The organism is Sutcliffiella horikoshii, assembly GCF_002157855.1.
Lineage (GTDB): Bacteria > Bacillota > Bacilli > Bacillales > Bacillaceae_I > Sutcliffiella_A > Sutcliffiella_A horikoshii_C.
On the sequence record NZ_CP020880.1, the window covers coordinates 738,144 to 761,600 of the forward strand.

Sequence of the window (23,457 nt, forward strand, 5' to 3'; positions counted from 1 at the left end):
GTATTTAAATTTTGTCATCATCCATGGGTATTGGAGTGAGCGCTATGTATATTACCGCAAGAGAGCGGCAAATCCTGGAGATTCTATTATCAACAGATAAAGAACTGACAGTCGGTGATCTTTCGAACGAAATAAATGTTAGTACCCGAACTATCCACCGTGATTTAAAGGAAGTCGAGGGAACCTTGGCTCAGTATCAACTTTCTTTAATAAAAAAATCAGGTGTGGGTATCCAGATAATCGGGGAACAAGAAAATATAGAACATTTAAAGCTCTTTCTTTTCAATGTAGATCATAATCAATACACCGCTGAAGAAAGGCAGACAATCATTTTATGTGCACTATTGGAATCGGTCGAACCGGTCAAGTTGATTGCGCTCGCTAATGATTTGAATGTCACCATCGCGACAGTAAGCAATGACCTCAATAAAGTGGAGGAGCGGCTAGAACAATTTAGCAATCTATCACTTATCCGAAAAAGAGGATATGGTGTACAGATTGAAGGCGACGAGAATGCCAAGCGTAAGGCGATGAGTAAGGTAATCACTGATAATGTGGATGAATATGAACTGCTGAGCCTTATAAAAGAGAGCATCCAAAAGAAGAGTAAGCAGTCTTCAAATCCAATATCGGAAAGATTGCTTGGTCTAGTGGAGAAAAAGAATCTGCATATTGTAGAGCGGACAGTGGATGAAATGAACAAAGAGCTTCTCTATTCCATTGCAGACAGTGCTTATATGGGGTTGGTTGTCCATCTGGCATTGGCGATGGAGCGAATCATGCGAGGGGAGAATATTACAATCGATCAGAGCTACCTTTCCGAACTGGAAGGGACGCCTGAATACATGATTGCTAAAAAAATCATTGAGAAGCTTGAAAAGGTGTACCAAACAGAGATTCCAGTCGCTGAAATTGGCTACATCACCATGCACTTAAGAGGAGCAAAGTTAAGGCAGGACAAGGAATATTTTGCAGTAGAAGCGGGAATGCAGGATGCGTTAAAAGCAAAGCACCTCATCCGTTATGTAGAAAGAAGAATCCATCAGAATCTATCAGATAATCCTTCTTTATTGCAGGGGCTGGTTGCCCACCTTGGTCCAGCGTTATTCCGCATCAAGCAAAACATGGGGATAACGAACCCGCTTTTAGACCGGATCAAAACGGAATATGCAGAATTATTTTCCATTATAAAAGAAGGCGTCGAGGTGACATTTCCTGATCTCTCGATTCCAGAAGAAGAGGTCGGTTTTCTGGTCATGCACTTTGGGTCTGTCTTATTAAACATCCACCAAAAAAGACCGTTGGAGGCACTTGTCGTTTGTTCGACAGGCATTGGAACCTCGAAAATGCTGGCAACAAGGCTTCAAAAAGAAATTCCAGAGATAAAGGTTTGCCAGAATGTATCTCTATTTGAGTTGAATCAGTTAGATCACGAAAACTATGATTTGATTATCTCTACGATTCGACTACATGATTTGAATAGAGATTACTTTATAGTCAATCCAATATTAACAGAAGAAGAAATAGACAAAATCAAACAGTATATCTATAAACAGCATAAAAGCAAATTGATAGAGATAAAGGGAAATCTCGAACAAGAGGAAGCATTTTATTACCCCGAGCTTCCAAAAGAAGCGGTGGCAGATAATCTGGAAAAGGTCTCTCTCTATTCTAAAGCAGTTTCAACCTTATTGAAGGGCTTTATTTTTAAAAAGGGAGAAGGTCGCGAATCCATTCGGGCTGCGTTGCAGACTCTTTGCATGGAATTGCAACATATGGAGCAGCTCTTAGATGAGGAACAAGTACTTCAAGACCTTTTGGAGAGGGAAAAGCTTGGCGGACTAGGGATACCGGGCACAAAACTTGCATTGTTCCACGCCAAAAGTGATGCCCTTTTAAATCCATCCTTTTCTATCTACAAATTAGCTCATTCTTATCCGACCACAGGCATGGATCAGCAGCCGATGGAAGTGGAATCAGTCCTCCTTCTTCTCGCGCCATCTGAGGTGAAAAAAGAGGTTTTGGAAGTACTGAGTCATATTAGTGCATCCATTATAGAAGATGAGCGAAGTATTGCACGATTTGAATCATTGGACGGGGTTGCGATCGGGAATCATCTCGCCGCCACATTGAACCGCTACTTTAACGAAAAATTAACTGAATTAAGGAGTGTTTGAATCATGACTTTACCAATCTTGTCAAAAGAAAACATCTTATTGAACACAACTGTTGGAACAAAAGAGGAAGCAATCAGGAAGACAGGACAATTATTGGTGGACCGTGGGTATGTGGAAGAAACATATATTGAAAAAATGTTGGAACGTGAGCAATTGACATCCACTTACATGGGTAACTTGGTTGCGATTCCACACGGTACAGAGGATGCAAAAAAAGCAGTAAAAGAGTCCGGAATCGCTATTTTACAAGTTCCAGCCGGTGTGGAATTTGGTGCAGGCAATGAAGTGAAATTATTGATCGGTATTGCAGGGAAAGGCGATGAACACTTGGAAATTCTTTCACAAATTGCGATTGTTTGCTCGGAAGAAGAGAATGTTCAACAGATTGTGAAGGCAACATCTGCTGAAGAAATCCTTGAGCTATTCGAAGGGGTTCAATAAAATGAAGGCATTACATTATGGTGCTGGTAATATCGGTAGAGGTTTTATTGGAGCATTACTTTACCAGGCCGGCTATGCCACCACTTTCGTAGATGTAAACAGTGAAATAGTGGATTTGCTAAATGAAAAGAAAGAGTATCGAGTGGTACTGGCGGATAAAACGCAGGATGAGCTGGTTATACGTAATGTATCTGCCATCAATAGTATGGAAAAACCGGAGGAGTTGGAAGCGGCAATTGTGGAAGCGGATATTATTACTACTGCGGTTGGTCCGTCGATCCTTCCAATCATCGCTAAGTCACTTGCGAGTGGATTGCGAAAGCGTGTGGAAATCAACAAAGCGCATTTGAATATCATAGCATGTGAAAATCTTATTGGAGGAAGTTCCTTGTTGAAACAGCATGTATACGAAGGTCTTACCCCTGAAGAAGTCGTGGTATTCGATGAGCTGTTCGCTTTTCCGGATGCTGCAGTAGACCGGATTGTACCAAATCAAACAAACGCTGATAAGTTGATGGTCACAGTGGAGCCATATTATGAGTGGGTAGTGGATGAATCTGCACTTGTTGGAGAAACTCCGGCCGTTGAAGGAATCACCTTTGTCCGTGATTTGACACCATATATTGAACGTAAGTTGTTCACGGTCAATACAGGACATGCCACAGTTGCCTATTTGGGTTATAAGAAGGGCTGCAAAACGATAGATGAAGCACTGACAAATGAAGAAGTTCGTAAGGTGGCGAAGTCCGCTTTGAAGGAAACAGGAATGGTCCTAGTCGGGAAATATGGCTTTGATAAAAAGGAACATGAGGCATATATTGTCAAGATTCTTTCCCGATTTGAAAACTCCTATATCACGGATGATGTCACAAGGGTAGGACGCGCTCCGCTCAGAAAGCTCGGCGGGAACGACCGCTTAGTAGCACCGGCCAAACAATACCTTGAGCTATTCGGTCATCCACCAGCAAATCTTATAAAGGCAATCGCAGCTGCCATTACTTATGATGGGGCAGAAGATGAAGAAGCCCAGACAATTCAACAAATAATCCGTAGTAATGGATTGCAAAAGGCCATCACGGAAATAACTGGACTTGAAACCGACAACCCCATTACGATGCAGATTATGAAGGAAGTAGGGGTCTGACCCTCTATTCGGTGGCAAAGCTCCCTTTTGTGGGAGCTTTGTTTTTTTTTGTTAACGGCGGGAAGGCTAAAATGGATATATTGGATTTACAATGGATATATAACTTTTACGATGGATATATCGTTTTTACAATGGATATGTCCCCACTTACAATGGATATATCATTTTTACAATGGATAAGACCATTTGTTGGTGGTTTCCGTTAGATTGCCGCCTACCAATTCTCCAAAAACACCATCTTCCATGCAGGATTAACCCTTTGTTTATATAATACTATCAATATAGGTGAAATAAAGGAGGATGAAAGCATGGCAGTTAACACATTAATGACATGGACATTCTTGTCAGAAACAGCTGTAACCCGAGACATTGAGGATATTTTAATTGAAGGGGAAAGGGCGGAAATTGCGTATAAAACTATCCGGGATATAGCGGTTGTCACAAATAAGCGGATTATAATTGCGGATCGTCAAGGCCTCACTGGGAAAAAAGTTGAGATGTACACGATTCCTTTTAAATCCATTGTGATGTACTCTTCGGAAAACGGTGGGATGCTCGATACCAATGCGGGATTAGAGCTATGGACAAAGGCGGGTACGTTCAAACTGAATATTAACAAAAAAGTGGATATCCGCAAGCTAGACCGTTTAATTGCTGAGCAAATCCTATAATACCTTCGCACCTTTAATCACATAGAACATGCACCTCCCCACACTCTCTCTGCATAAGCTATTAGGCAGAAGTCTAGTTAGGGGAGGTTTTTTTTATGTATTCCAATCAACACTTTGGGCAAAATCATCATGCATATCGGCAAACACCGGCTGATGAGCGTTTGATTTATGTCTACCCTCGTCCAAGGCCATTTTATCCTTATTATTATCCATACTATCCGGCGCCATATTTTTATCCTTACTACTATCCTCGTCCACGCCCGTACCCGTATTACAGAACGGACGATAATGAAAATGAAATGCGTGCAAGTTGGCGGGAATGGGAGGACCTTGGATCGCCGTTACTTGGAATGAAAGGGGCACCTGCAGTATCTTCTTGGTCTGCTAATCGTCTAGACACGTTTGTTCGCGGAGAAGACAATCGATTATGGCAAAAGTTCTGGAACGGAAGACGCTGGAGTCGCTGGAATGACCTTGGTGCACCACGAGGTGGCTTGAGAAGTTCTCCGGCAGCCGTATCATGGGGACAAAATCGTATTGATACGTTCGCGCGCGGTGCCAATGAAACGATGTGGCACAAGTGGTGGGATGGGCAGCGTTGGAGTCAGTGGGAGGATTTAGGTTCCCCACGAGGAGGCTTTAAAGGAACGCCATCTGTAGCTTCTTGGTCAGCCAATCGTTTGGATTGTTTTGTACAAGGCATGGACAATAACATGTGGCACAAGTGGTGGGACGGATCTAGCTGGAGTCAGTGGGAAAACCTTGGTTCCCCACGAGGCGGCTTGACCGGTTCCCCGGGTGCAGTCTCATGGGGGCCAAACCGGATCGATTGCTTTGTCAGAGGATTGAATGAGCGCATGTGGCACAAATGGTGGGACGGAAGAAGTTGGAGCCGCTGGGAGAACCTTGGCACCCCACGAGGCGGATTTGAAGGTGCACCTGCTGCTGCTTCATGGGCACCAAATCGGATCGATGTTTTTGTAAAAGGTGATGACAACCGCATGTGGCAGAAATATTGGAACGGCCAACGTTGGAGTGAGTGGGGCAATCTTGGTGCACCTCGTGGCAGTGTGCAATCCCATCCAGCAGCAGTCTCATGGGGAAGAGGCAGAATCGACACCTTTGTAAGAGGCAACAACAAGAAAATGTGGCACAAGTGGTATGCTTAATTAACAGAAAATTATTGAAACTAGTTAAATATAAGGATAAACTGGTAATACCACGCATAAATTTGGTATTACCAGTTTTATTTTATGCGAATAAAAGGAGGGCCTTAACCATCATGAGGGCAAGCGATAAAATCGAAAAGCTATTTATTCAAAAAATCCTCAAGGGAGAATTTGCGCCAGGCACTCAAATTCCGTCGGAACGTGAACTTGCAACAGCATTTAAAGTTGGCCGGCCTGTTATCCGTGAGGTGTTGCAACGTCTTGAACGGGATGGGTGGCTCACCATTCGCCATAATCAACGTGCTACAGTGAATGACTATTGGAAAGAGGGCAATCTTATGACAATCGCCCACATTCTAAATGAAGAGGACAGTATTCCGAACGAATTTATCATCCACCTCCTCGAGCTAAGAAAAAACCTTTCACCTTCCTATGTAAAAGGAGCGGTCCTACATAAACCGATGGCGGTCATATCTTTGTTAAAAGAAAGCGAAAACGTTGCCGACAACCCTGTTTCTTTTGCCGAATATGACTGGCATCTTCAACGGGGACTTGCGGCGGCTGCACCGAATCCTATCTATTTGCTCATTCTTAATAGTTTTGGAGATCTTTATCTTAAACTTGCAACCTATTATTTCACAGAAGCCTCCTACCAGAATGCCTCGAAGAGCTACTATATGAAGCTGATGGAAGCTGTATTAGAAAAAGATGGTGACAAAGCGGAAAAGCTTGTGCACAGCATGATGGAACAAAGCATCAAGATGTGGCAAGAGCAAACCGCTATAAAATAAACTGAACAAGGGGGAAAAGAAATGAAGGGGTATTACAGGGAGTTCTTTTTGTTTCCGGACATCACTATTTTACTAGTGCTGATTGTGGGAAGTATCGGGTGGCAGGTCTGGAGTGGGTTAACGTGGGGAGCGTTTATCGTGTTTGCATTCGGAATGCTGACATTTATGTTCAGCGAGTATCTTACACACCGGTTTGTGTTTCACCTCAAGCCCCCCAAAAATCCATTCTTATTAAAAATGTTAAAACGTCTTCATTATGACCACCATACGGATCCAAATGATTTGCATTTACTATTTTTACCGCTCTGGTATAGCCTGCCGAATCTGTCGGTGCTCGCTATTATTTTCTATTTGATTGCTGGCAGCTGGGGGTTAACGCTTGGATTTGCAAGCGGGTTGATGATGATGCTCTTTCTCTATGAGTGGAAGCACTACGTTGCGCACCGACCAATCAAGCCTCGTACGAAATTTGGGAAATGGGTGAAAAAGACGCATATTCTTCATCACTTTAAAAACGAAAACTTTTGGTATGGGGTATCGACGCCATTTGTGGATGTACTGTTTGGCACGCTGAAAAATGAAAAAGACGTGGAAACAAGTAAGACTGCCAAGGACTTAGAGAAGCGAGTGTGAGGGGGATACCCATCTCTTTACTATAGTAAAGTCCGGAAATGGAAGCATCTTTAACTATTCTGTCGCAATCCTTCCTATGAGAAAGGTAATTGCGTCTTGGAAGAATATATTGCGAAATATACTGGAATATCATTCCTCCTCCCTTTTTCCAATCTGCTAGTATTATGGTTTAATTAATAGGCATTGTAGGGAATAGAATAAAAAAATGTGAAAAAGGGATGTTGATGCTTATGGACAGGTCAGTTTTTAAAATTTCAGTGGGAATCGCAGCGTTATTTGTATTAATAGGCGTATTAATTCCAGAGCAACTTGGAAATGCGATGGGAGTTGCGCAAGCTTTTGTTTTGGAAACGTTTGGTTGGTTCTATCAATTAGTTGCCACGTTCTTCCTCTTATTTGCCGCATTCATGATCTTCAGTAAATATGGAAAAATTAAACTCGGAAAAAAAGATGATAAGCCTGAATACAATCGCCCCACGTGGTTTGCGATGCTTTTTTCTGCCGGGATGGGGATAGGGCTGCTTTTCTATGGCGTATCAGAGCCGATTTCTCATTTCTCTGCACCGCCACTTGGTGAAGGAAGCACGGAACAGTCAGCCATTTTAGGGATGAGATACACGTGGTTGCATTGGGGGCTTCATGCATGGGCTATCTATGCAATAGTAGCGCTGGCACTTGCCTATCAAAAATTCAAAAATAATGCACCAGGTTTAATGAGTGCCACACTTCGCCCTGTACTTGGTGAAAAGGTGAAAGGCCCTATCGGAAAAACGGTTGATGTTGTTGCAGTATTTGCTACATTGTTCGGTGTAGCGGCATCATTGGGACTAGGTTCGCAACAAATCAATGCCGGACTGGAGTATTTAGTCGGCATTCCCAATAATTTTACAGTACAGTTCATTATCATGGCTGTGATCACCGTACTTTTCATCGTTTCAGCAACTACAGGAATTTCAAAGGGAATCAAATACTTAAGTAACATTAATATGTCACTTGCTGTTATTTTGTTCTTTGCGTTACTTATCCTTGGGCCTACGCTCTTCCTATTAAATATGTTTACTACTACTCTAGGAAGCTATGTGCAGAATGTTGCATTGATGGGATTGCGCCTGTCACCTTTTGATGCCACAGAAGCTGCATGGACACAGGGGTGGACCGTATTCTACTGGGCTTGGTGGATTTCTTGGACACCATTTGTCGGTATGTTCATTGCTCGTGTATCCAAGGGGAGAACAATTAGGGAATTTATTATCGCAGTACTACTTGTCCCAAGCCTGGTTTGTGCACTTTGGTTTACAGTCTTCGGGGGAACTGGGATACACTTAGAGTTTGTTCAAGGTCTAAATGTGTCAGAACAAAGTCTAGAGACCGCACTATTTTATGTATATGAGCAACTGCCGTTTGGAGCGTTTTTATCCGTACTGACGGTCGCTTTAATTACTACATTCTTCGTCACTTCTGCTGATTCGGCAACATTTGTCCTAGGAATGCAGACAACTGGTGGAAAATTAAACCCACCAAACAGGGTGAAGATCATCTGGGGAATCATTCTTGTCGCAGCAACGTTGGTGTTGATGGCGTCAGGTGGATTGGCTGGTTTACAAACCGCAATCATTGTCAGTGCCTTGCCTTTAACGTTTATCGTTTTAATTATGTGTTATGGATTGGTAAAAGAGCTAAATAAAGAGTGGAAGCTAGAACATGATAAAGAAAAAACAGTTAAAAAAGCAAGTTAATAGTTAGGTCTGCCTAGGATTTAGGCAGGCCTTTTGCTTATTTTAGTACGCGGTACAAACGTATAGCCTCCTCACTTACTATAATATTTTCAACTTCACACGAACCCCATACATAGTCCTATTTATTTATAATATTCTGAAAAAACCTTTATTTCCAATAGAAAAGAAAATTTGTCCAAAATATGAAAACGTTTTTATGGTAAATAGAAAGTTTTTTCTGTATAATTTAGGTGTGAAAGAAATAGGTGAGGGTATAGGATTTGTAAATGAGTCAATTAAGTACCGGAACCTTTATATAATAACTATTTCAGAGGCATTTTAAAAACGTCACAGCCTAAGATGGGGGCATGTAATAATGAGTAAGGTCGAAGTTGAACAAATTTGGGAGCGCTTTTATGGCCCGAATATGGGTTATGTGTATGACATGTATGAAAAGTACCAACAAGATCCGGAATCAGTAGACGGATCTATTCGTGCGCTTTTTGAGGAACTAGGTCCACCTCCTGGAATGGATTCCATTTCCATTTCTAATGCAAAAGAAGCAGAGGGTGGAAGCAATCCTCAAGCTGTACCGCAAATGGCGATTAAAAAAGTAATCTCCGCTAACAAGCTATTACGCAATATTCGTGAGCTTGGACATCTTGCGGCAAATATTAATCCCCTGCACAAGGAACCACAAGATGATGTTGGATTCCTTGACGTGGAGACATACGGATTAAGCAAACAAGACCTTGTACAAATTCCGGTTGACCTTGTATGGGAAGCTGCACCTGAGGCGATTTCTAATGCGTGGGAGGCGTACGAGCATCTTAAGCGCATTTATACAGCGACGATTGCGTACGAGTTCGGACATATTCATGATGAGGAAGAGCAAACGTGGCTAAACTCCTATATTGAAAATACAAGAATTGAGCGACCGTTCACTAAAGAACAGCGGATAGAATTACTGGAAAGATTGATTTCTGTTGATGGCTTCGAAAAGTTTTTACATAAAACATTCGTTGGCCAGAAGCGTTTCTCCATAGAAGGGTTGGATATGCTTGTTCCGATGTTTGACAAGCTGATTCAGTCTGGATGCGAGGATGGAACAAAGAATATTAGCATCGGGATGGCCCACCGCGGTCGTTTGAATGTACTTGCGCATGTTCTTGGCAAGCCATACGAGTTGATTTTCTCTGAATTCCACCACTCTCCGAACAAAGAACTGGTTCCTTCTGAAGGTTCTCGCGGCATTAACTTTGGTTGGTCAGGGGATGTAAAGTACCATATGGGTGCTGACCGTCAAGTAACGGGTGAAAAGGAACAAGTAGTGCGCATCAATCTTGCTCACAACCCGAGTCACTTGGAATTTGTGAACCCTGTCGTTCAAGGGGTGGCACGTGCTTCCCAGGAAGACCGTTCAGAAAAAGGGTATCCGAAACAGAACAAGCAGTCCTCCTTCAGTGTCCTTGTACATGGAGATGCAGCGTTCCCTGGTGAAGGGGTGGTTGCGGAAACGTTGAACCTGACAAAGCTAAAAGGTTACGCAACAGGTGGTACAATCCATATCATTGCAAACAACCTGCTTGGATTCACTACAAACTTCGGTGATTCCCGTTCAACTAAGTATGCAAGTGACCTTGCAAAAGGTTATGAGATCCCGGTTATCCATGTGAATGCGGACGATCCGGAAAGCTGTTTAGCTGTTATGGTGTTTGCTTATGAATACCGTAAGAAATTCAAAAAAGATATCGTGATTGATCTTATTGGGTACCGTCGTTTCGGTCACAACGAAATGGATGACGCCAATGTGACACAACCACTTTTATATGAAAAAATTAACAACCATCCCGTAATTGCCGAAAAGTATGGGAAAGAGCTTGTTAACAGAGGCATCCTTTCTGAAGAAGAATTTACTGGTAAGAAAACGGAATTTATGCAAAAGCTGCAAGGTATTTTCGATGAGCTACGTAAAGAGGACGAAGGCAATGTGAAAATTAAGCAGGTGCCAAAACCGATCAGTGATCAAGTTCCAGAGCTTGAAACGGCAGTCCAGGAGGACGTGTTGAAAACCATTAACAGCAACCTGGTGAAATTCCCGGAAACTTTCACTGTGTATCCTAAACTAGGCCGTATTTTGAAAAAGCGTGAAAGCCTACTTGCTAATGACAATAAAGTGGATTGGTCCATAGGGGAGACACTTGCCTTTGCATCGATTCTTGCTGATGGCACGCCGATTCGATTAACAGGTCAAGACAGTGAGCGTGGAACGTTCTCACATCGTCATCTTGTGTTACACGATAATAAAACGGGTGAGCGTTTCATTCCGTTGCATGAACTTCCGGAAGCAAAAGCTTCTCTTTCCCTTTATAACAGTCCTTTATCTGAGACGGCAGTTCTTGGTTTTGATTATGGATACAGCGTACAATCGCCAGAATCCCTTGTCATTTGGGAAGCTCAGTTTGGGGATTTCGTAAACGTTGCCCAAGTAATCATCGACCAGTTCATCGCATCCGGACGAGCGAAGTGGGGCCAGAAATCAAGTCTAGTCATGCTTCTGCCACACGGTTATGAAGGACAAGGACCGGAGCATTCCAGCGGTCGCGTAGAGCGATTCTTGAACTCTGCTGCGGAAAATAACTGGATTGTTGCGAACGTAACAAGTGCGGCGCAATACTTCCACCTTTTAAGAAGACAGGCAAAGCTGACGACAAAAGAGGATGCAAGACCGCTTATCGTTATGACACCGAAAAGCTTGCTGCGTAACTCGATGACTGTTTCTGATCTGTCGGAGTTGACAGAAGGCAGATTCAAACTGCTGGTTGAAGAAAAACGTACAGGTCAAAACAAGGATAAAGTAAAACGTCTTGCATTATGTACAGGTAAAGTTGCCATTGACCTTGCTTCCAAAGTGGATGAGATGAGTAGTGAGGAAGTGGATTCCTTACACATTGCCCGTGTCGAGCAACTATATCCTTTCCCGCATAAGGAAGTAGAAGAGCTTGCTGCACAATTCCCTAATCTAGAAGAAATCGTTTGGGTTCAGGAAGAGCCAAAGAACATGGGAGCATGGCCGGTTGTGAAAGCGAACCTTCATGAAATTGCAACAGACGGTATCTCTGTGGATTATATCGGGCGTCCGAAGCGCTCAAGTCCAGCAACAGGTGAGCCGCATATTCATAAACAAGAACAAGCATGGATCGTGGAAGATACAGTGAACGTACACAAAGGGCATGGAGGGGAAAACAAATGATCGAAATTAAAGTGCCAGAACTAGCAGAATCAATCACAGAAGGTACGATAGCAGAATGGACAGTAAAAACAGGTGACGCGATTGAAAAGGGAGAAACAATCGCAGAGCTTGAAACAGATAAGGTGAACGTAGAAATTAAAAGCGACTTCAGCGGGGTAATCCAGGAGCTTTTAGCAGAACCAGGTGACAATGTTGTCGTTGGACAAGTTATTGCAAAGCTTGGGGAAGAAGGAGCAAGCGCTGCTTCTGACGCTGCGCCAAAAGAAGAAGCACCGAAAGCGGAAGAGGCTCCTAAAGCTGAGCCTGCTAAAGAAGCAACACCAGCACCAGAAGAGAAGAAAGTAAGCAAATCAAGAACAGTAGCTTCTCCGGCAGCACGCAAAAAAGCAAGAGAGCTAGGCATCGATCTTGATGATGTTTCCTACCGTGATCCAATGGGACGCGTTCGTGTAGAAGATGTGGAAGCACACAACCAAGCTAAAAATGCACCAAAGGCTGAAGCTCCATCCAAACCGGCAGCTCCAACTAAACCAGCTGCAGCAGCACCTGCTCAAGATGATGCACGCGTAGAACGCATTAAAATGAGCAGAAGACGTCAAACAATCGCAAAACGCCTAGTGGAAGCCCAGCACACAGCGGCAATGCTTACAACGTTTAACGAAGTTGATATGACTGCTGTTATGGACGTCCGTAACCGTCGCAAAGATGCTTTCTTTAAAAAGAATGGCGTCAAACTAGGTTTCATGTCTTTCTTCACAAAAGCGGTAATCGGCGCGCTTAAATCTTTCCCATTATTAAATGCGGAAATCCAAGGCGACGAAATCCTATTGAAGAAGTTCTATGACATCGGAGTTGCTGTATCCACAGAAGAAGGTCTAGTTGTTCCAGTTGTTCGTGACGCTGACAAACTAAGCTTTGCCGGTATCGAAAAAGAAATCGGTGATCTTGGTAAAAAAGCTCGTGACAACTCCTTAGGACTAAAAGATCTTCAAGGTGGTACGTTCACCATAACAAACGGTGGAATTTTCGGTTCTCTTTACTCCACTCCAATCTTGAACACACCACAGGTTGGTATCCTTGGAATGCACACGATTCAACGCCGCCCTGTTGTTGTGGATGATAACGATACAGTGGAAGTAAGACCGATGATGTATATCGCATTATCTTATGACCACCGTATTGTTGACGGGAAAGATGCCGTACAGTTCTTGGTACGAGTAAAGCAATTGCTTGAAGATCCGGAAGACTTATTGTTGGAAGGTTGATAATTTGAGGAGGGCTTATCACAAGATAAGTCCTCTTTTTCAATGTATTCCTGAAAATGGAAGTCAGTTTTTGCAAAGAATATTGTCGGAATACTAGCAATTCTGCGAAAATATGCAGTATAATCATCCATATATACAAAAAAGAGATCCAGTTACACAAGGGGGAAACATAATATGAAGAAAGTTCTATCTTTATTTTTAATTGGGCTATTAGTTGTGGTGCTTGCGGCATGCACATCAGATGATAAGAAAGCAAATGAAGAAGGCTTTGCAGAAGAAACAGAAGAGAGAGAAGATGAAGATAGTTTGATTCCAGTTGGTGAAACGGCAGAGACAGAAGGTGGAAGCTTTACATACCATGCGAGAAATAACCGTCTCAAACCAATTGAAACAGACTCTTTTACCATTAATGTAGACAAAGTTTCCGTAATGAGTGGAAAGCTTGCTGGTGGATTTAAAGATTACATGGGCCAAGATGAAATTAAATATATCCAGTTTGATCTAGAAGTTGAAAATAAAACTTCAGACTCCTTAAACTTTGAAGCATACCAAGCTAGCATTGTCACAAATACAGGGGAAGAAATTGCTGCACCAGATTCTCGTTTGACAACGAAAAGTGAAGATACCGGGGAACTTAATGAAAAGTATACTGGTGGCGAAAAGAAGCAAGGCGCTATCTTCTTCCTATTAGAAGAAACAAAAGCAGAAGATGTGGAATGGGTGCAGATCAATATGAAGGCACCTATTGATGAGAATAACGAGAAAGTCGGAGAAGACGTTAAGATTAAAGTAAAGCTATAATTATGTCGTTAGTGTAAAAGGCAGGGGTGACTCTGTCTTTTTTGATTATACTTTATTAACTATTTTTAAAAAATGGAGGCATCACTCATGATTAGAACCGCACTACTTAGCAAATGGCATGTGCATGCACAAGAGTATGCAGAAGAAGCGATACAGAATGAACACATAGTCCTTACACATGTATGGGATGAACAAAAGGAAAGAGGACAAGAGTGGGCAGAGGAGCTCGGTCTCATTTTTGAAGAAGAATTAGACAACATAATTAGAAACCCAGAAATTGATGCGGTCATTGTCGCTTCTCCAACAAACATGCATACAGAAATCATCACCAAAGCTGCGAAGCACGGCAAGCATATTTTCACGGAAAAGGTACTTGCGGAAACGGAAGTAGATGCAGCGGCCATTCTCCAAGAGGTAGAGAGACACGGGGTTAAACTGATGGTTTCGCTACCTCGTTTAACAGCGGACTATTATTTATACACACAACAAGTTGTGGACAAAGGATTATTGGGGAGGCTTACTACCATCCGTTGCCGTGTTGCACACAATGGATCCGTTCCAACAGAGCAACACCCTAATGGTTGGCTGCCACAACACTTTTACGATAAGGAACTGTGTGGAGGCGGTGCATTCATCGACCTTGGAGCACATCCTATTTATCTGACAAATCGACTAGGCGGACAAGCAAAAGCGGTAACAGCAAGACTTAACCGAACGTTTGATTATGAGGTAGATGATAATGCTGTAGCCATTGTGGAATATGAGTCTGGGGCACTTGGGATTTTAGAGACAGGATTTGTTTCTTCTGGTAGTCCGTTCCAATTAGAGGTTTATGGAACAGAGGGGACCTTAATGATTGAAGACGGTACCATTCGACTCAAGAGCGTAAAGCTTGATGAAGGCTGGCATACACCGGCTGAAAATGAACTGCCTGAGACCGCTCCATCTGCTATGATGCAATGGGTCACTGACATTTTATTAGGCAAAGAACCTGACATCAGCCATCAAGATGCCTATTTGCTCACTTTAATAAATGATGCAGCACGTCGTTCCAATGCAGAAGGCTGTAGAATAGAGTTAAAACGATGCTAAGGATTAATAAATCAAAAAAATGGTGTCCTGAAATTCAGGGCACCATTTTTCTATTTTTCTTTCTCATCCTCTTCCATATTAAACCAAAGTGGATCCATTTCATCCACATCGCCGTTATAGTTGATGAGAATCTCTTCGCCGGCTTTAATATCCTTATAGGCAAAAAAGTCAAAAACATGTTCATCAAAGTTGATTTCATATCGTGCATTTGGTTCATATGAGTGGTTGAAAAGCATGCCATAGCCGAGCAAGATGGCAGAATGGTTAATGCCGTATTCAAATGCATAATCCGCTAATAACGTCTTTTCGATATGTTCATGCTGTTCATTTGGATAGGATATTACCGGTGCGGAATGAAATAGTGTTCCTGCTTTAATATCCTCTGTTGCAAATACGCCTCTATTGAATTCCCCGTCACTTACTGGAGAGCTTTTTACTTCAATCATGGTTATCACCTACACGTTTCCGAAAAATTTCCTGACCTATTAAGGTTGCCATTTTCTGCGAAGGATTGCAACTGGTTAGTTTAAACAATTGAAAAAAGCTTTCTCACATCGTCATTGTGAGAAAGCTTTTGTTAGATTCCAATAAAAAAGTATTGCTTATTTGAGTGTTCAATAGCAGAAACTTGTTGTGTGTAATCAAGCCAGTATACCTGTTGCATTCTGTTGTCTGCGGCATTTCTTATCTCCTGCTCAATCTCAATCATTAGGTTTCGGGCTGTTTCCACAGGTAATTGGAAATGCTCTGCTGCCTGCACATACGGGTGGCGTTTCACAAGTAAATCAAAATATTGATCAGGAGTATCGGCTTGCTCTTCATAAGCATATTCCACGTCTTGAACAAAATTGTAGAAGAGCTGCTTTTCAGGGGGGAGCTCTGCCACACTGCATTTTATAAGGTATCTATATAAGCTTTCCTTCATCTAAAGCACCTCATTCCCTGTAAAGAGTTTCTAGTAGTATATGCATAATAAGCACTGGAAAATGCTATTTTACCAACTAGCTTTCTTCACACCAGGAACCTGTCCTTTATGAGCAAACTCACGGAATGCTATACGTGACATTTTGAATTTGCGAATATAGCCTCGCGGTCTGCCAGTTACCTCACAACGATTCTTCAAGCGAGTAGGGGAAGAGTCACGTGGCAATTTACGAAGCCCTTCGATATCACCTTTTGCTTTCAGTTCTCTGCGGATCTCTGCATATTGCTCAACTAGCTGCTGACGCTTTCTTTCTTTTACTACTTTAGATTTCTTCGCCATAATAAATTTCTCTCCTTTTGTTGAAAATAGTAATCGTTACGATTTATTAAACCATATATTGTTCTGGAGTTCAAATGAAAAGTGTCATCCATCAGAAACAAGCGAACCCTTCCACAAAATAATTTTTACTCGTCCACATCCAGAATGGTATAATTAAAGAAAGGTGAGCCTAAGCATGTTCCTTTGTTTAGGTTTTTTTATTTTCTATAAGGGTATGACCCTTTACATATGACTAAGGACTTATCAACTGACGGAGTGATGATTATTTATGCAAATGCGGACGCGTCTTATTAAAAGTATCCCTAACATGTTCACACTGGGGAATTTATTCTGCGGTTTTTTATCGATTGGCTTTGCCGCAAGTGGACAATATAGTAACGCAGCAATTTTAATCCTGATCGGAATGATGCTCGACAGTATGGACGGTCGCCTGGCAAGAATGTTGAATGCAGATGGTGAGCTAGGAAAAGAACTTGATTCCTTGGCTGACGTCGTTACATTCGGAGTGGCACCTTCCTTTTTAATCTATTACACCTACTTTTTTCAGTTTGGCATACTGGGCATGGCCATTGCAGGATTATTTCCGCTGTTTGGTGCTTACAGATTGGCCCGTTTCAACATTAGTACAACCAAGTCTTCCGGAAAATATTTTACCGGAGTTCCTATCACAGCAGCAGGTGGAATCCTGGCATTGTTGACGCTATTTGGTGATTTAATCCCGCAAATTGTGACAACCGTCATTTTCACAGCGTTTTGTTTTCTGATGGTTAGCAAAATAAAGATACCAAGCTTCAAGGATGTCCCGCTACCGAAATACGGAACGATTGTCACCTTGTTTTTAGGAGCGTCTTTATTTATCGTATATAAAGGGACATATGCACAATATCCTTACCTGATTTATATAGCAATTCCATTGTATATCGCATTTCTTGCATACCGATTTGTACGCGTGCGCGGGAAGAATAGACGGGAAACGGATTGAGTTTGAGTGGACTTACCTCTTTAAGAGGTAGGTCTTTTTTTATGCAAAAAATCATTGAACTTTACGTTAACGTCAATGGTAAACTATAACTATCTATATTTTCAGAAAAAAGGGGGGGTTCTGCATCTACACGATTTCCCAACTAGCCAAAGAATTCGATATATCCACCAGAACTGTCCGCTATTACGAGGAGCTAGGCCTCCTGGAACCCTCCCGTTCTGATGGAAATCAGCGCGTTTTTTCTAAAAGGGAGTATGCCCGCTTGAAACTGATTACAAGGGGCAAGCGGTATGGCTTTCAGCTTGATGAAATTAAAGAGATGGTCACCTTGTTTGATAAAGACCGGACAGGAACCAAGCAGCTTCACAAAACCATTGAATACGGGAAGGAGAAAGTAACGGAAGTCGAAGAAAGGATACGGGAGCTTACCGGACTGAAGGATGAAATGAACGAACTTCTCACAGATTTTCAAAAACGGTTAGGAGGAGAAGCAAATGACTAGTAAACGTAATTTTTTCACTGAGGATCAGCATTTGCAACAGGTTCTAAAACAACACATGGAGCCCCAAATGTACGCATGGGCAGAGAAGGAGCTCACTGAGTTTGGAGAGAGTTGTGCAAATGAAATAGAGGAGCGTGCAGTCCATACAGATCGGGAAGGGCAGCCGCGGTTAATAAAATACAATAAGATGGGCGAGGACGTTTCAGAAGTTTGGGTAAATGAAGGCTATAAAAAAACGGTGGAGGAAACCTATAATAGAGGGATTGTCGGATATGTGCACAAGGAAATTCCACCGCTTGGCCGTCAAGGCAACTACCTGTATTCATATGCGCAAGGTTACTTGCTTTCCCAGACAGAGCCTGGGTTCTACTGTCCGGTTACGCTGACCATGGCTACTGCCTACCTTCTCGACCATTATGCGGATGAGCATGTTAAGAATAAATTCCTGCCGCATGTCATTTCGACTGGTGAGGTGGAACTTTTTGAAGGAGCGACATTTTTAACGGAAAGGCAAGGCGGGTCCGATGTCGGTGCGAATGAGACGCAGGCAGTGCCACATGCAAGTAAGCATACCTATCTTTTGACAGGAGAAAAGTATTTTGCGTCTAATGCCGGACAGTGCGGGGTGGCGATGGTGTTAGCTAGAATGCCGGGTGCACCTAAAGGAACGAAAGGACTCAGTCTTTTTGCTGTTCCTTGGAAAAATGAAGATGGAAGTGGCAAGTTGAATGGAATTGAAATTCGACGATTGAAGGATAAACTCGGTGTCAGGGCCGTCCCTTCAGCTGAGGTACTCTTCAACGATGCAGAAGGGTATCTTGTAGGGGAGCCGAGCAAGGGTATTCATTATATGATGGAGGCATTGAACTTGTCTCGAGTCTGTAATGCGATCGCATCCCTGGGGATCATGCAGAGGGCATACACCGAAGCGAGAAATTATGCGAAGAGCCGGGTGACTTTTGGAGATAGACTGATTAATTTTCCTATGATCCGCGAATCTTTGGTCGATATGGCTGTAAAACTAGAGGTGGAATTGAGTGCTAGTTTTGAGCTTGTAGCACTGTTTGATCGGGTTATGCGAAATGATGGGGCCAAAGTATCTGAAGAAGAGGTTGCATTGAATCGGTTGCTTATTGCGTTGTTGAAAAAAGAAACGGCAGAACAGGCTGTTCATTTTTCCCATGAAGCAATTGAAATGCATGGAGGAAATGGTTTCATTGAGGACTTTGTGACGCCAAGATTGCTCCGGGATGCCCAGGTATTAACCGTCTGGGAAGGGACCGCGAATATTCTTGGGATGGAAGTGCTCAGGCTGATGGGCCGTTTTAAAGTAGAACGTGTTTTTATAGAGTCCATGAGAGAGCGAGTGGCGTTACTTCAAATCCACAGTTCTATGAAGGAACCTGTAGAGGATGCGCTAGTGAAGCTTCAGGAGTTATGTCAGTTTACGAGCAGTTGTGCGCCAGAGATCCAGACCGTCTATTCCAAAAAGATTGCTAGCCTTATGGTAAAGATCTTTGAAAGTGTGGTTGCGTTGGACGGTGCTAATTCAGGTGACCCCCGTGAAAAGGCGAAAGCCGTACTGTACCTCCAAATGACTTGGAAAGACTCGGACACATGGTATGATTCAGAAAATAAGAAGCTTCAATACTTCGACTTGATCGTAAACCGGGAGAAAAGTTCGGTAGGAGTAGAATAGAAAATAAAAAACAGGCGGCCCACCAAGGCTGCCTGTTTCAGTATTAAGCTACACGTTTTTCTGCATTACCAGACTTAATGTTAAGATGTTTCCACACTTGACTGACAAACCATCCAAGTACCGCAAAGGTTAAGACGGAACCTATTAGTAACGAGGTGTTATAATCCAGTCCAAAGCCTTCTGGTGCGTAGAAGATATACGTGCAGACAACTCCTGACATGAATAATGCCGGAACGCTTGCAATCCAGTGGAATTTATTTTCTTTTAGAAGATACATAGCCGCTGTCCAAAGCATTACCGTGGCAACAACCTGATTTGTCCATCCAACATATCTCCAAAGGAATGTATAGTCGATGGTAGCAAGGTAAAGGGCTGGTGCAGCCAGCAACAAGGTTACTAGTAGCACTTTGACCTTTCCTTCCATATTGAAAAACTTCGAAAATACTTCCGTTAAAATCATCCTCGATGAACGCAATGCCGTATCACCTGTTGTGATTGGTAGGATGATAACACCAAGGATGGCAAGGATCCCACCTAGTGTACCCAATAAAGAAATAGAGATTTCATTCACAACATAAGATGGTCCGCCAAGGGCAAGTGCTTCTTGCAAGCCGCCTGTACCATTGAAGAATGTCATCCCGGCTGCAGCCCAAACAAGTGCGATCATTCCTTCTGTAATCATGGCACCGTAGAAAATTTTGCGACCATGTGATTCTTTTTTCATCGTACAAGCAACGATTGGACTTTGTGTACAATGAAATCCAGAGATCGCGCCGCAAGAGATGGTGACCATTAATAGCGGCCAGATTGGCAGTTCTTGAGGGTGTAAGTTTGCAAATGTCAGGTTCGGAATTTGTTTGTCCGTAAATAATAGTGCAACCGCAATGGCAACTGCCATGAAAAGCAGGATTGCACCAAGTAATGGATATATTTTACCGATTACTCGATTGACCGGTAATAGAGTAGCCAATAAAAAATACCCGAAAATTAATAGTAAGGCCATCATGAAACTAAGTGGCGTTAATTGAGCGATCAGTTGAGCAGGTCCTGCAGTAAAAGCCGCTGCCACAAGGACCATTAATACTAGCGATACCACATAAATGCATGACTTTACGACATTGCCAAGATATTTTCCAACAATGGTCGGATATTGTGCCCCGTTATGACGCAGGGATAACATGCCAGAAAAGTAATCATGGACTGCTCCGGCAAAAATACTTCCTACCACAATCCAAATGAAAGCCACAGGTCCATATAATGCCCCAAGGATAGCACCGTAGATAGGTCCCAATCCTGCGATATTTAATAGTTGAATTAAATTCCCCTTCCACCAAGGCATAGGTACAAAGTCGAAATCATCCCTTTTTGTATAGGCGGGAGTAGGCGTCTGATCATTAATAACGAAAACCCGTTCAACGAATTTAGAATAAAAAACATAACCTAGAACTAGAAAAATAAGTGCGCCAAAAAATGTGATCATGCTGCTCTCCTCCTGTTGTGTGAATATTACAATTTCAAACATTTTAACACGTTTAAGTAGAAAAACAACAGATTATTCTGAAAAAAATAAACTTTTTGTAAAATAAACCGTTTTCATGTCGGATGGAGCAAATGTGTGAAAGAATAGTGTTAATATTCGCCATATATTGCTTTGCCCATTAATATGGCATACAATGAAAGCTGATTACTAGACAGCTCAGAGATTCGAGAGTGATTTCGGTGAAAACTTATTATCATAAACATAAATTCATAATAAACTTACTTGTCGTATTCCTATTAGGGTCCGGCCTCTTTTTCGTTCATCTGCAATCTCCTTTTTCCTTTTTAGCAACGAAACCTACTTTATTTGCTTTACTGGTAGTTTCAATAGTGCTTTTAACAATCAATACCGTTCCTCTTCCTCCAAAAGGAAATTCTCTCAGTATGGACTCTGCCATTTTTCTGGCGACTTTGTTTGTATTCGGTTTGAACCTTGCCTTATGGGCTTTGCTTACTAGTGGAGTAGTATATAGTCTATTAAAGAGGGAAATAGCTTGGTGGAAGCACCTGGTTAATTTTGCCATGTATACTCTTATGATTACAGGAGCGCATTATATCTTTCTTTGGACAGGTGGGACGATAGGGTATTTACAAGCTTCAAACCTACTGTCTTATTTGACCACGTTGATCAGTTATTTCTTTATTAATATACTTATTATCGGCGTTTTCTTTTACTCTATGAATCATCTGCAGTTAATTCAGGAAATGAAAAGCACCTTGCAGAAATCTGTTTCGAATTATGCTATTTCACTAGCTTCGGCGCTTTTATTAACCTTGTTGTTTGAATCAAATGCCGTGCTTGGGCTGATTATTTTTACTGTGATTATTCTTTTGGTCTCCAAAGGCTTCAAGGAATACTTTCACCTCAATGAAGAAATAAACAAGGACCGTTCTTATAGGCAACAGATTCTCAACTCCTTGCCTGTTGGAATTATTACAGCGGATGATAAGCAGTCCAATTTTTCATTGAACACCGCTGCATCCTGCTTATTGAAACTGACCGGACAAGAAATAAGAGATGTCATCATGATGAAAGAGCCGCCAGCTTTCAACTCTTCCTTCTGGGAAATCATGCTGTCAAAAAGAATCTGTCAGAACGTCAAGGTGAGGTACTCAAGAGGTGGGGAAGAACTGCACTTGCTTGTATCGCAGTCCGTTTTGCATGACGAAGATCAAAACATTATCGGCAGAATTTTTTATTTTATTGATATAACAGTGACAGAAGAGCTGGAGAAAAGGATGCATCAATCGGAAAAACTAGCTGCTTTGGGAGAGCTTGCTGCAGGCGCTGCCCACGAAATACGGAATCCATTGGCGGTGTTGCATGGCTTTTTCTCTTTGATGAAACAATCCTTTACGAAAGACGAGCTTGAACGGTACCAGGTGCCTTTACTTATAAAAGAGTTTGACAGAATCAACGCCATTATTGAAGACATGTTGCTTATGGCGAGGCCAGGTGCGCCAAGATTACAGGAAACTACGTTCAAGACAATTTTGGAGCAGATTCCTACTTTTCCTGACATGACTGAAAATGAGCCAGAGATGAAGGTGATGCTTGACGACACGAAGGTAATGGTGGATCTTAAGCAGATGAAACAGGTCATCTACAACCTTTATCGAAATAGCAGAGAAGCTATTAAAGGTAAAGGAATTATAACCATTTCCTCTCAGAAATTAAACGGAAAGTATCTTTTATTCTTTAAAGATAATGGGGCAGGAATTAACGACGAAATGAAGAAGTCTCTCTTTCACCCATTTCATACATCCAAAGAAACTGGGACAGGGCTTGGGCTGACCATTGTTCAGCGCATTATCGAAAACCACCAAGGAAGTATTGAAGTATACGAAACTTCGTCAAAAGGGACGACTTTCCTCATCACATTACCATTGTCACCACAACAATAAAGAAGGAGTGTCAGCATGTACCTATCCGTTAAAGAGACCGCCGAATACTTATCCTGTTCAGAGTCTTATGTGAAAACCCTTATACAAGAAAAGAAAATTCGAGCATTGTATGATGGAACCGACTATATGATTAACAAAGAACAATTTACAACGCATATGAAACAGATGGAGAAGTATAAAGAGTTAATGGAAGAAGTAAGAAGTGAACCGATTCCTGAGGATATTGATATTAAGGATGAGGACTGAAGTGAAAAGCACCTGGTTAGGGTGCTTTTTCTATTTTACTTGACTGATTATTATTATATGTTTAAACTCTTAAACATAACAACAGGCAAAAACTTGTCTAATTCATTCTATTTGTAAGACAATAGAAATAACATAATCTGAATATGCGAAAAACAGGAGGAATCTTGT

General features: G+C 42.1%; 21 protein-coding genes. 17 read left to right on the plus strand and 4 right to left on the minus strand.

Annotated features, from left to right (window positions below; translation table 11 throughout):
* Nucleotides 1-44 precede the first annotated feature (44 nt).
* The 12 genes from B4U37_RS03980 (at nt 45) to B4U37_RS04040 (ending at nt 15,152) form a co-directional block, all read left to right on the plus strand.
* The gene (locus tag B4U37_RS03980; RefSeq protein WP_088017182.1) at nt 45-2,177 is read left to right on the plus strand and encodes a BglG family transcription antiterminator; all 2,133 of its coding nucleotides are present in this window, start codon (nt 45-47) and stop codon (nt 2,175-2,177) included.
* 3 nt (nt 2,178-2,180) lie between these two features.
* On the plus strand, nt 2,181-2,618 hold the full coding sequence (locus B4U37_RS03985; protein WP_088017183.1) for a PTS mannitol transporter subunit IIA: 438 nt from the start codon (nt 2,181-2,183) through the stop codon (nt 2,616-2,618).
* A 1-nt stretch (nt 2,619) separates the two neighbouring features.
* Nucleotides 2,620-3,762 (plus strand): mannitol-1-phosphate 5-dehydrogenase, encoded by a 1,143-nt coding sequence (locus B4U37_RS03990; protein ID WP_088017184.1) that lies wholly within the window; start codon nt 2,620-2,622, stop codon nt 3,760-3,762.
* 308 nt (nt 3,763-4,070) lie between these two features.
* Nucleotides 4,071-4,433 carry a PH domain-containing protein gene (locus B4U37_RS04000; protein WP_088017186.1) on the plus strand — a complete coding sequence of 121 codons (363 nt, stop codon included), beginning with the start codon at nt 4,071-4,073 and terminating at the stop codon, nt 4,431-4,433.
* A gap of 95 nt (nt 4,434-4,528) precedes the next feature.
* Entirely contained in the window at nt 4,529-5,602 is a 1,074-nt protein-coding gene (locus B4U37_RS21840) for a PLL family lectin (protein ID WP_198317080.1), read from the plus strand.
* Between the two features lie 113 nt (nt 5,603-5,715).
* Nucleotides 5,716-6,393 carry a GntR family transcriptional regulator gene (locus B4U37_RS04010; RefSeq protein ID WP_198317081.1) on the plus strand — a complete coding sequence of 226 codons (678 nt, stop codon included), beginning with the start codon at nt 5,716-5,718 and terminating at the stop codon, nt 6,391-6,393.
* A gap of 21 nt (nt 6,394-6,414) precedes the next feature.
* Nucleotides 6,415-7,026, plus strand: coding sequence for a sterol desaturase family protein (locus tag B4U37_RS04015; RefSeq protein WP_088017189.1), 612 nt, complete (start codon nt 6,415-6,417; stop codon nt 7,024-7,026).
* Between the two features lie 230 nt (nt 7,027-7,256).
* Nucleotides 7,257-8,762, plus strand: coding sequence for a glycine betaine uptake BCCT transporter (locus B4U37_RS04020; protein ID WP_088020123.1), 1,506 nt, complete (start codon nt 7,257-7,259; stop codon nt 8,760-8,762).
* 355 nt (nt 8,763-9,117) lie between these two features.
* Complete coding sequence (locus B4U37_RS04025) at nt 9,118-11,994, plus strand: 2-oxoglutarate dehydrogenase E1 component (RefSeq protein WP_088017190.1); 2,877 nt, start codon at nt 9,118-9,120, stop codon at nt 11,992-11,994.
* A complete protein-coding gene (odhB, locus tag B4U37_RS04030; RefSeq protein ID WP_088017191.1) occupies nt 11,991-13,259 on the plus strand; it encodes a 2-oxoglutarate dehydrogenase complex dihydrolipoyllysine-residue succinyltransferase in 1,269 nt (422 codons plus the stop codon). The genes B4U37_RS04025 and odhB overlap by 4 nt, the downstream gene beginning before the upstream one ends.
* Nucleotides 13,260-13,433: 174 nt before the next feature.
* Nucleotides 13,434-14,060: a hypothetical protein gene (locus B4U37_RS04035; protein ID WP_088017192.1), complete on the plus strand. Its 627-nt coding sequence runs from the start codon at nt 13,434-13,436 to the stop codon at nt 14,058-14,060.
* 87 nt (nt 14,061-14,147) lie between these two features.
* Nucleotides 14,148-15,152: a Gfo/Idh/MocA family protein gene (locus B4U37_RS04040; RefSeq protein WP_088017193.1), complete on the plus strand. Its 1,005-nt coding sequence runs from the start codon at nt 14,148-14,150 to the stop codon at nt 15,150-15,152.
* Nucleotides 15,153-15,202: 50 nt separating this feature from the next.
* On the opposite strand, the gene B4U37_RS04045 is transcribed toward B4U37_RS04040, so the two are convergent.
* From B4U37_RS04045 to rpsN, 3 genes are all read right to left on the minus strand, one after another.
* Entirely contained in the window at nt 15,203-15,598 is a 396-nt protein-coding gene (locus B4U37_RS04045) for an SET domain-containing protein (protein ID WP_088017194.1), read from the minus strand.
* Nucleotides 15,599-15,729: 131 nt separating this feature from the next.
* Complete coding sequence (locus B4U37_RS04050) at nt 15,730-16,077, minus strand: hypothetical protein (protein ID WP_088017195.1); 348 nt, start codon at nt 16,075-16,077, stop codon at nt 15,730-15,732.
* Nucleotides 16,078-16,146: 69 nt separating this feature from the next.
* A complete protein-coding gene (rpsN, locus tag B4U37_RS04055) occupies nt 16,147-16,416 on the minus strand; it encodes a 30S ribosomal protein S14 (RefSeq protein WP_088017196.1) in 270 nt (89 codons plus the stop codon).
* 268 nt (nt 16,417-16,684) lie between these two features.
* Between rpsN and pssA the strand changes: the two genes are divergently transcribed.
* The 3 genes from pssA to B4U37_RS04070 all read left to right on the plus strand — a co-directional run bounded on the left by pssA (nt 16,685) and on the right by B4U37_RS04070 (nt 19,599).
* On the plus strand, nt 16,685-17,398 hold the full coding sequence (gene pssA / locus B4U37_RS04060; protein ID WP_010199147.1) for a CDP-diacylglycerol--serine O-phosphatidyltransferase: 714 nt from the start codon (nt 16,685-16,687) through the stop codon (nt 17,396-17,398).
* Nucleotides 17,399-17,522: 124 nt separating this feature from the next.
* Nucleotides 17,523-17,900: a MerR family transcriptional regulator gene (locus B4U37_RS04065; protein ID WP_088017197.1), complete on the plus strand. Its 378-nt coding sequence runs from the start codon at nt 17,523-17,525 to the stop codon at nt 17,898-17,900.
* Nucleotides 17,893-19,599, plus strand: coding sequence for an acyl-CoA dehydrogenase family protein (locus B4U37_RS04070; RefSeq protein WP_088017198.1), 1,707 nt, complete (start codon nt 17,893-17,895; stop codon nt 19,597-19,599). The genes B4U37_RS04065 and B4U37_RS04070 overlap by 8 nt, the downstream gene beginning before the upstream one ends.
* A 43-nt stretch (nt 19,600-19,642) precedes the next feature.
* On the opposite strand, the gene B4U37_RS04075 is transcribed toward B4U37_RS04070, so the two are convergent.
* Nucleotides 19,643-21,079, minus strand: coding sequence for a carbon starvation CstA family protein (locus B4U37_RS04075; RefSeq protein WP_088017199.1), 1,437 nt, complete (start codon nt 21,077-21,079; stop codon nt 19,643-19,645).
* A gap of 239 nt (nt 21,080-21,318) precedes the next feature.
* Here B4U37_RS04075 and B4U37_RS04080 point away from each other — a divergent pair, with 239 nt between their 5' ends.
* Nucleotides 21,319-23,043 (plus strand): two-component system sensor histidine kinase NtrB, encoded by a 1,725-nt coding sequence (locus tag B4U37_RS04080; RefSeq protein ID WP_088017200.1) that lies wholly within the window; start codon nt 21,319-21,321, stop codon nt 23,041-23,043.
* Nucleotides 23,044-23,058: 15 nt separating this feature from the next.
* Nucleotides 23,059-23,289, plus strand: a complete 231-nt coding sequence (locus B4U37_RS04085; protein WP_088017201.1) for an excisionase family DNA-binding protein — start codon at nt 23,059-23,061, stop codon at nt 23,287-23,289.
* Nucleotides 23,290-23,457: the final 168 nt, after the last annotated feature.

Excerpts from the sequence above, each read along its gene's own strand:
- B4U37_RS03980 (WP_088017182.1), top strand. The coding sequence starts at position 45 with ATGTATATTACCGCAAGAGAGCGGCAAATCCTGGAGATTCTATTATCA.
- B4U37_RS03985 (WP_088017183.1), top strand. The coding sequence starts at position 2,181 with ATGACTTTACCAATCTTGTCAAAAGAAAACATCTTATTGAACACAACT.
- B4U37_RS03990 (WP_088017184.1), top strand. The coding sequence starts at position 2,620 with ATGAAGGCATTACATTATGGTGCTGGTAATATCGGTAGAGGTTTTATT.
- B4U37_RS04000 (WP_088017186.1), top strand. The coding sequence starts at position 4,071 with ATGGCAGTTAACACATTAATGACATGGACATTCTTGTCAGAAACAGCT.
- B4U37_RS21840 (WP_198317080.1), top strand. The coding sequence starts at position 4,529 with ATGTATTCCAATCAACACTTTGGGCAAAATCATCATGCATATCGGCAA.
- B4U37_RS04010 (WP_198317081.1), top strand. The coding sequence starts at position 5,716 with ATGAGGGCAAGCGATAAAATCGAAAAGCTATTTATTCAAAAAATCCTC.
- B4U37_RS04015 (WP_088017189.1), top strand. The coding sequence starts at position 6,415 with ATGAAGGGGTATTACAGGGAGTTCTTTTTGTTTCCGGACATCACTATT.
- B4U37_RS04020 (WP_088020123.1), top strand. The coding sequence starts at position 7,257 with ATGGACAGGTCAGTTTTTAAAATTTCAGTGGGAATCGCAGCGTTATTT.
- B4U37_RS04025 (WP_088017190.1), top strand. The coding sequence starts at position 9,118 with ATGAGTAAGGTCGAAGTTGAACAAATTTGGGAGCGCTTTTATGGCCCG.
- odhB (WP_088017191.1), top strand. The coding sequence starts at position 11,991 with ATGATCGAAATTAAAGTGCCAGAACTAGCAGAATCAATCACAGAAGGT.
- B4U37_RS04035 (WP_088017192.1), top strand. The coding sequence starts at position 13,434 with ATGAAGAAAGTTCTATCTTTATTTTTAATTGGGCTATTAGTTGTGGTG.
- B4U37_RS04040 (WP_088017193.1), top strand. The coding sequence starts at position 14,148 with ATGATTAGAACCGCACTACTTAGCAAATGGCATGTGCATGCACAAGAG.
- B4U37_RS04045 (WP_088017194.1), bottom strand. The coding sequence starts at position 15,598 with ATGATTGAAGTAAAAAGCTCTCCAGTAAGTGACGGGGAATTCAATAGA.
- B4U37_RS04050 (WP_088017195.1), bottom strand. The coding sequence starts at position 16,077 with ATGAAGGAAAGCTTATATAGATACCTTATAAAATGCAGTGTGGCAGAG.
- rpsN (WP_088017196.1), bottom strand. The coding sequence starts at position 16,416 with ATGGCGAAGAAATCTAAAGTAGTAAAAGAAAGAAAGCGTCAGCAGCTA.
- pssA (WP_010199147.1), top strand. The coding sequence starts at position 16,685 with ATGCAAATGCGGACGCGTCTTATTAAAAGTATCCCTAACATGTTCACA.
- B4U37_RS04070 (WP_088017198.1), top strand. The coding sequence starts at position 17,893 with ATGACTAGTAAACGTAATTTTTTCACTGAGGATCAGCATTTGCAACAG.
- B4U37_RS04075 (WP_088017199.1), bottom strand. The coding sequence starts at position 21,079 with ATGATCACATTTTTTGGCGCACTTATTTTTCTAGTTCTAGGTTATGTT.
- B4U37_RS04085 (WP_088017201.1), top strand. The coding sequence starts at position 23,059 with ATGTACCTATCCGTTAAAGAGACCGCCGAATACTTATCCTGTTCAGAG.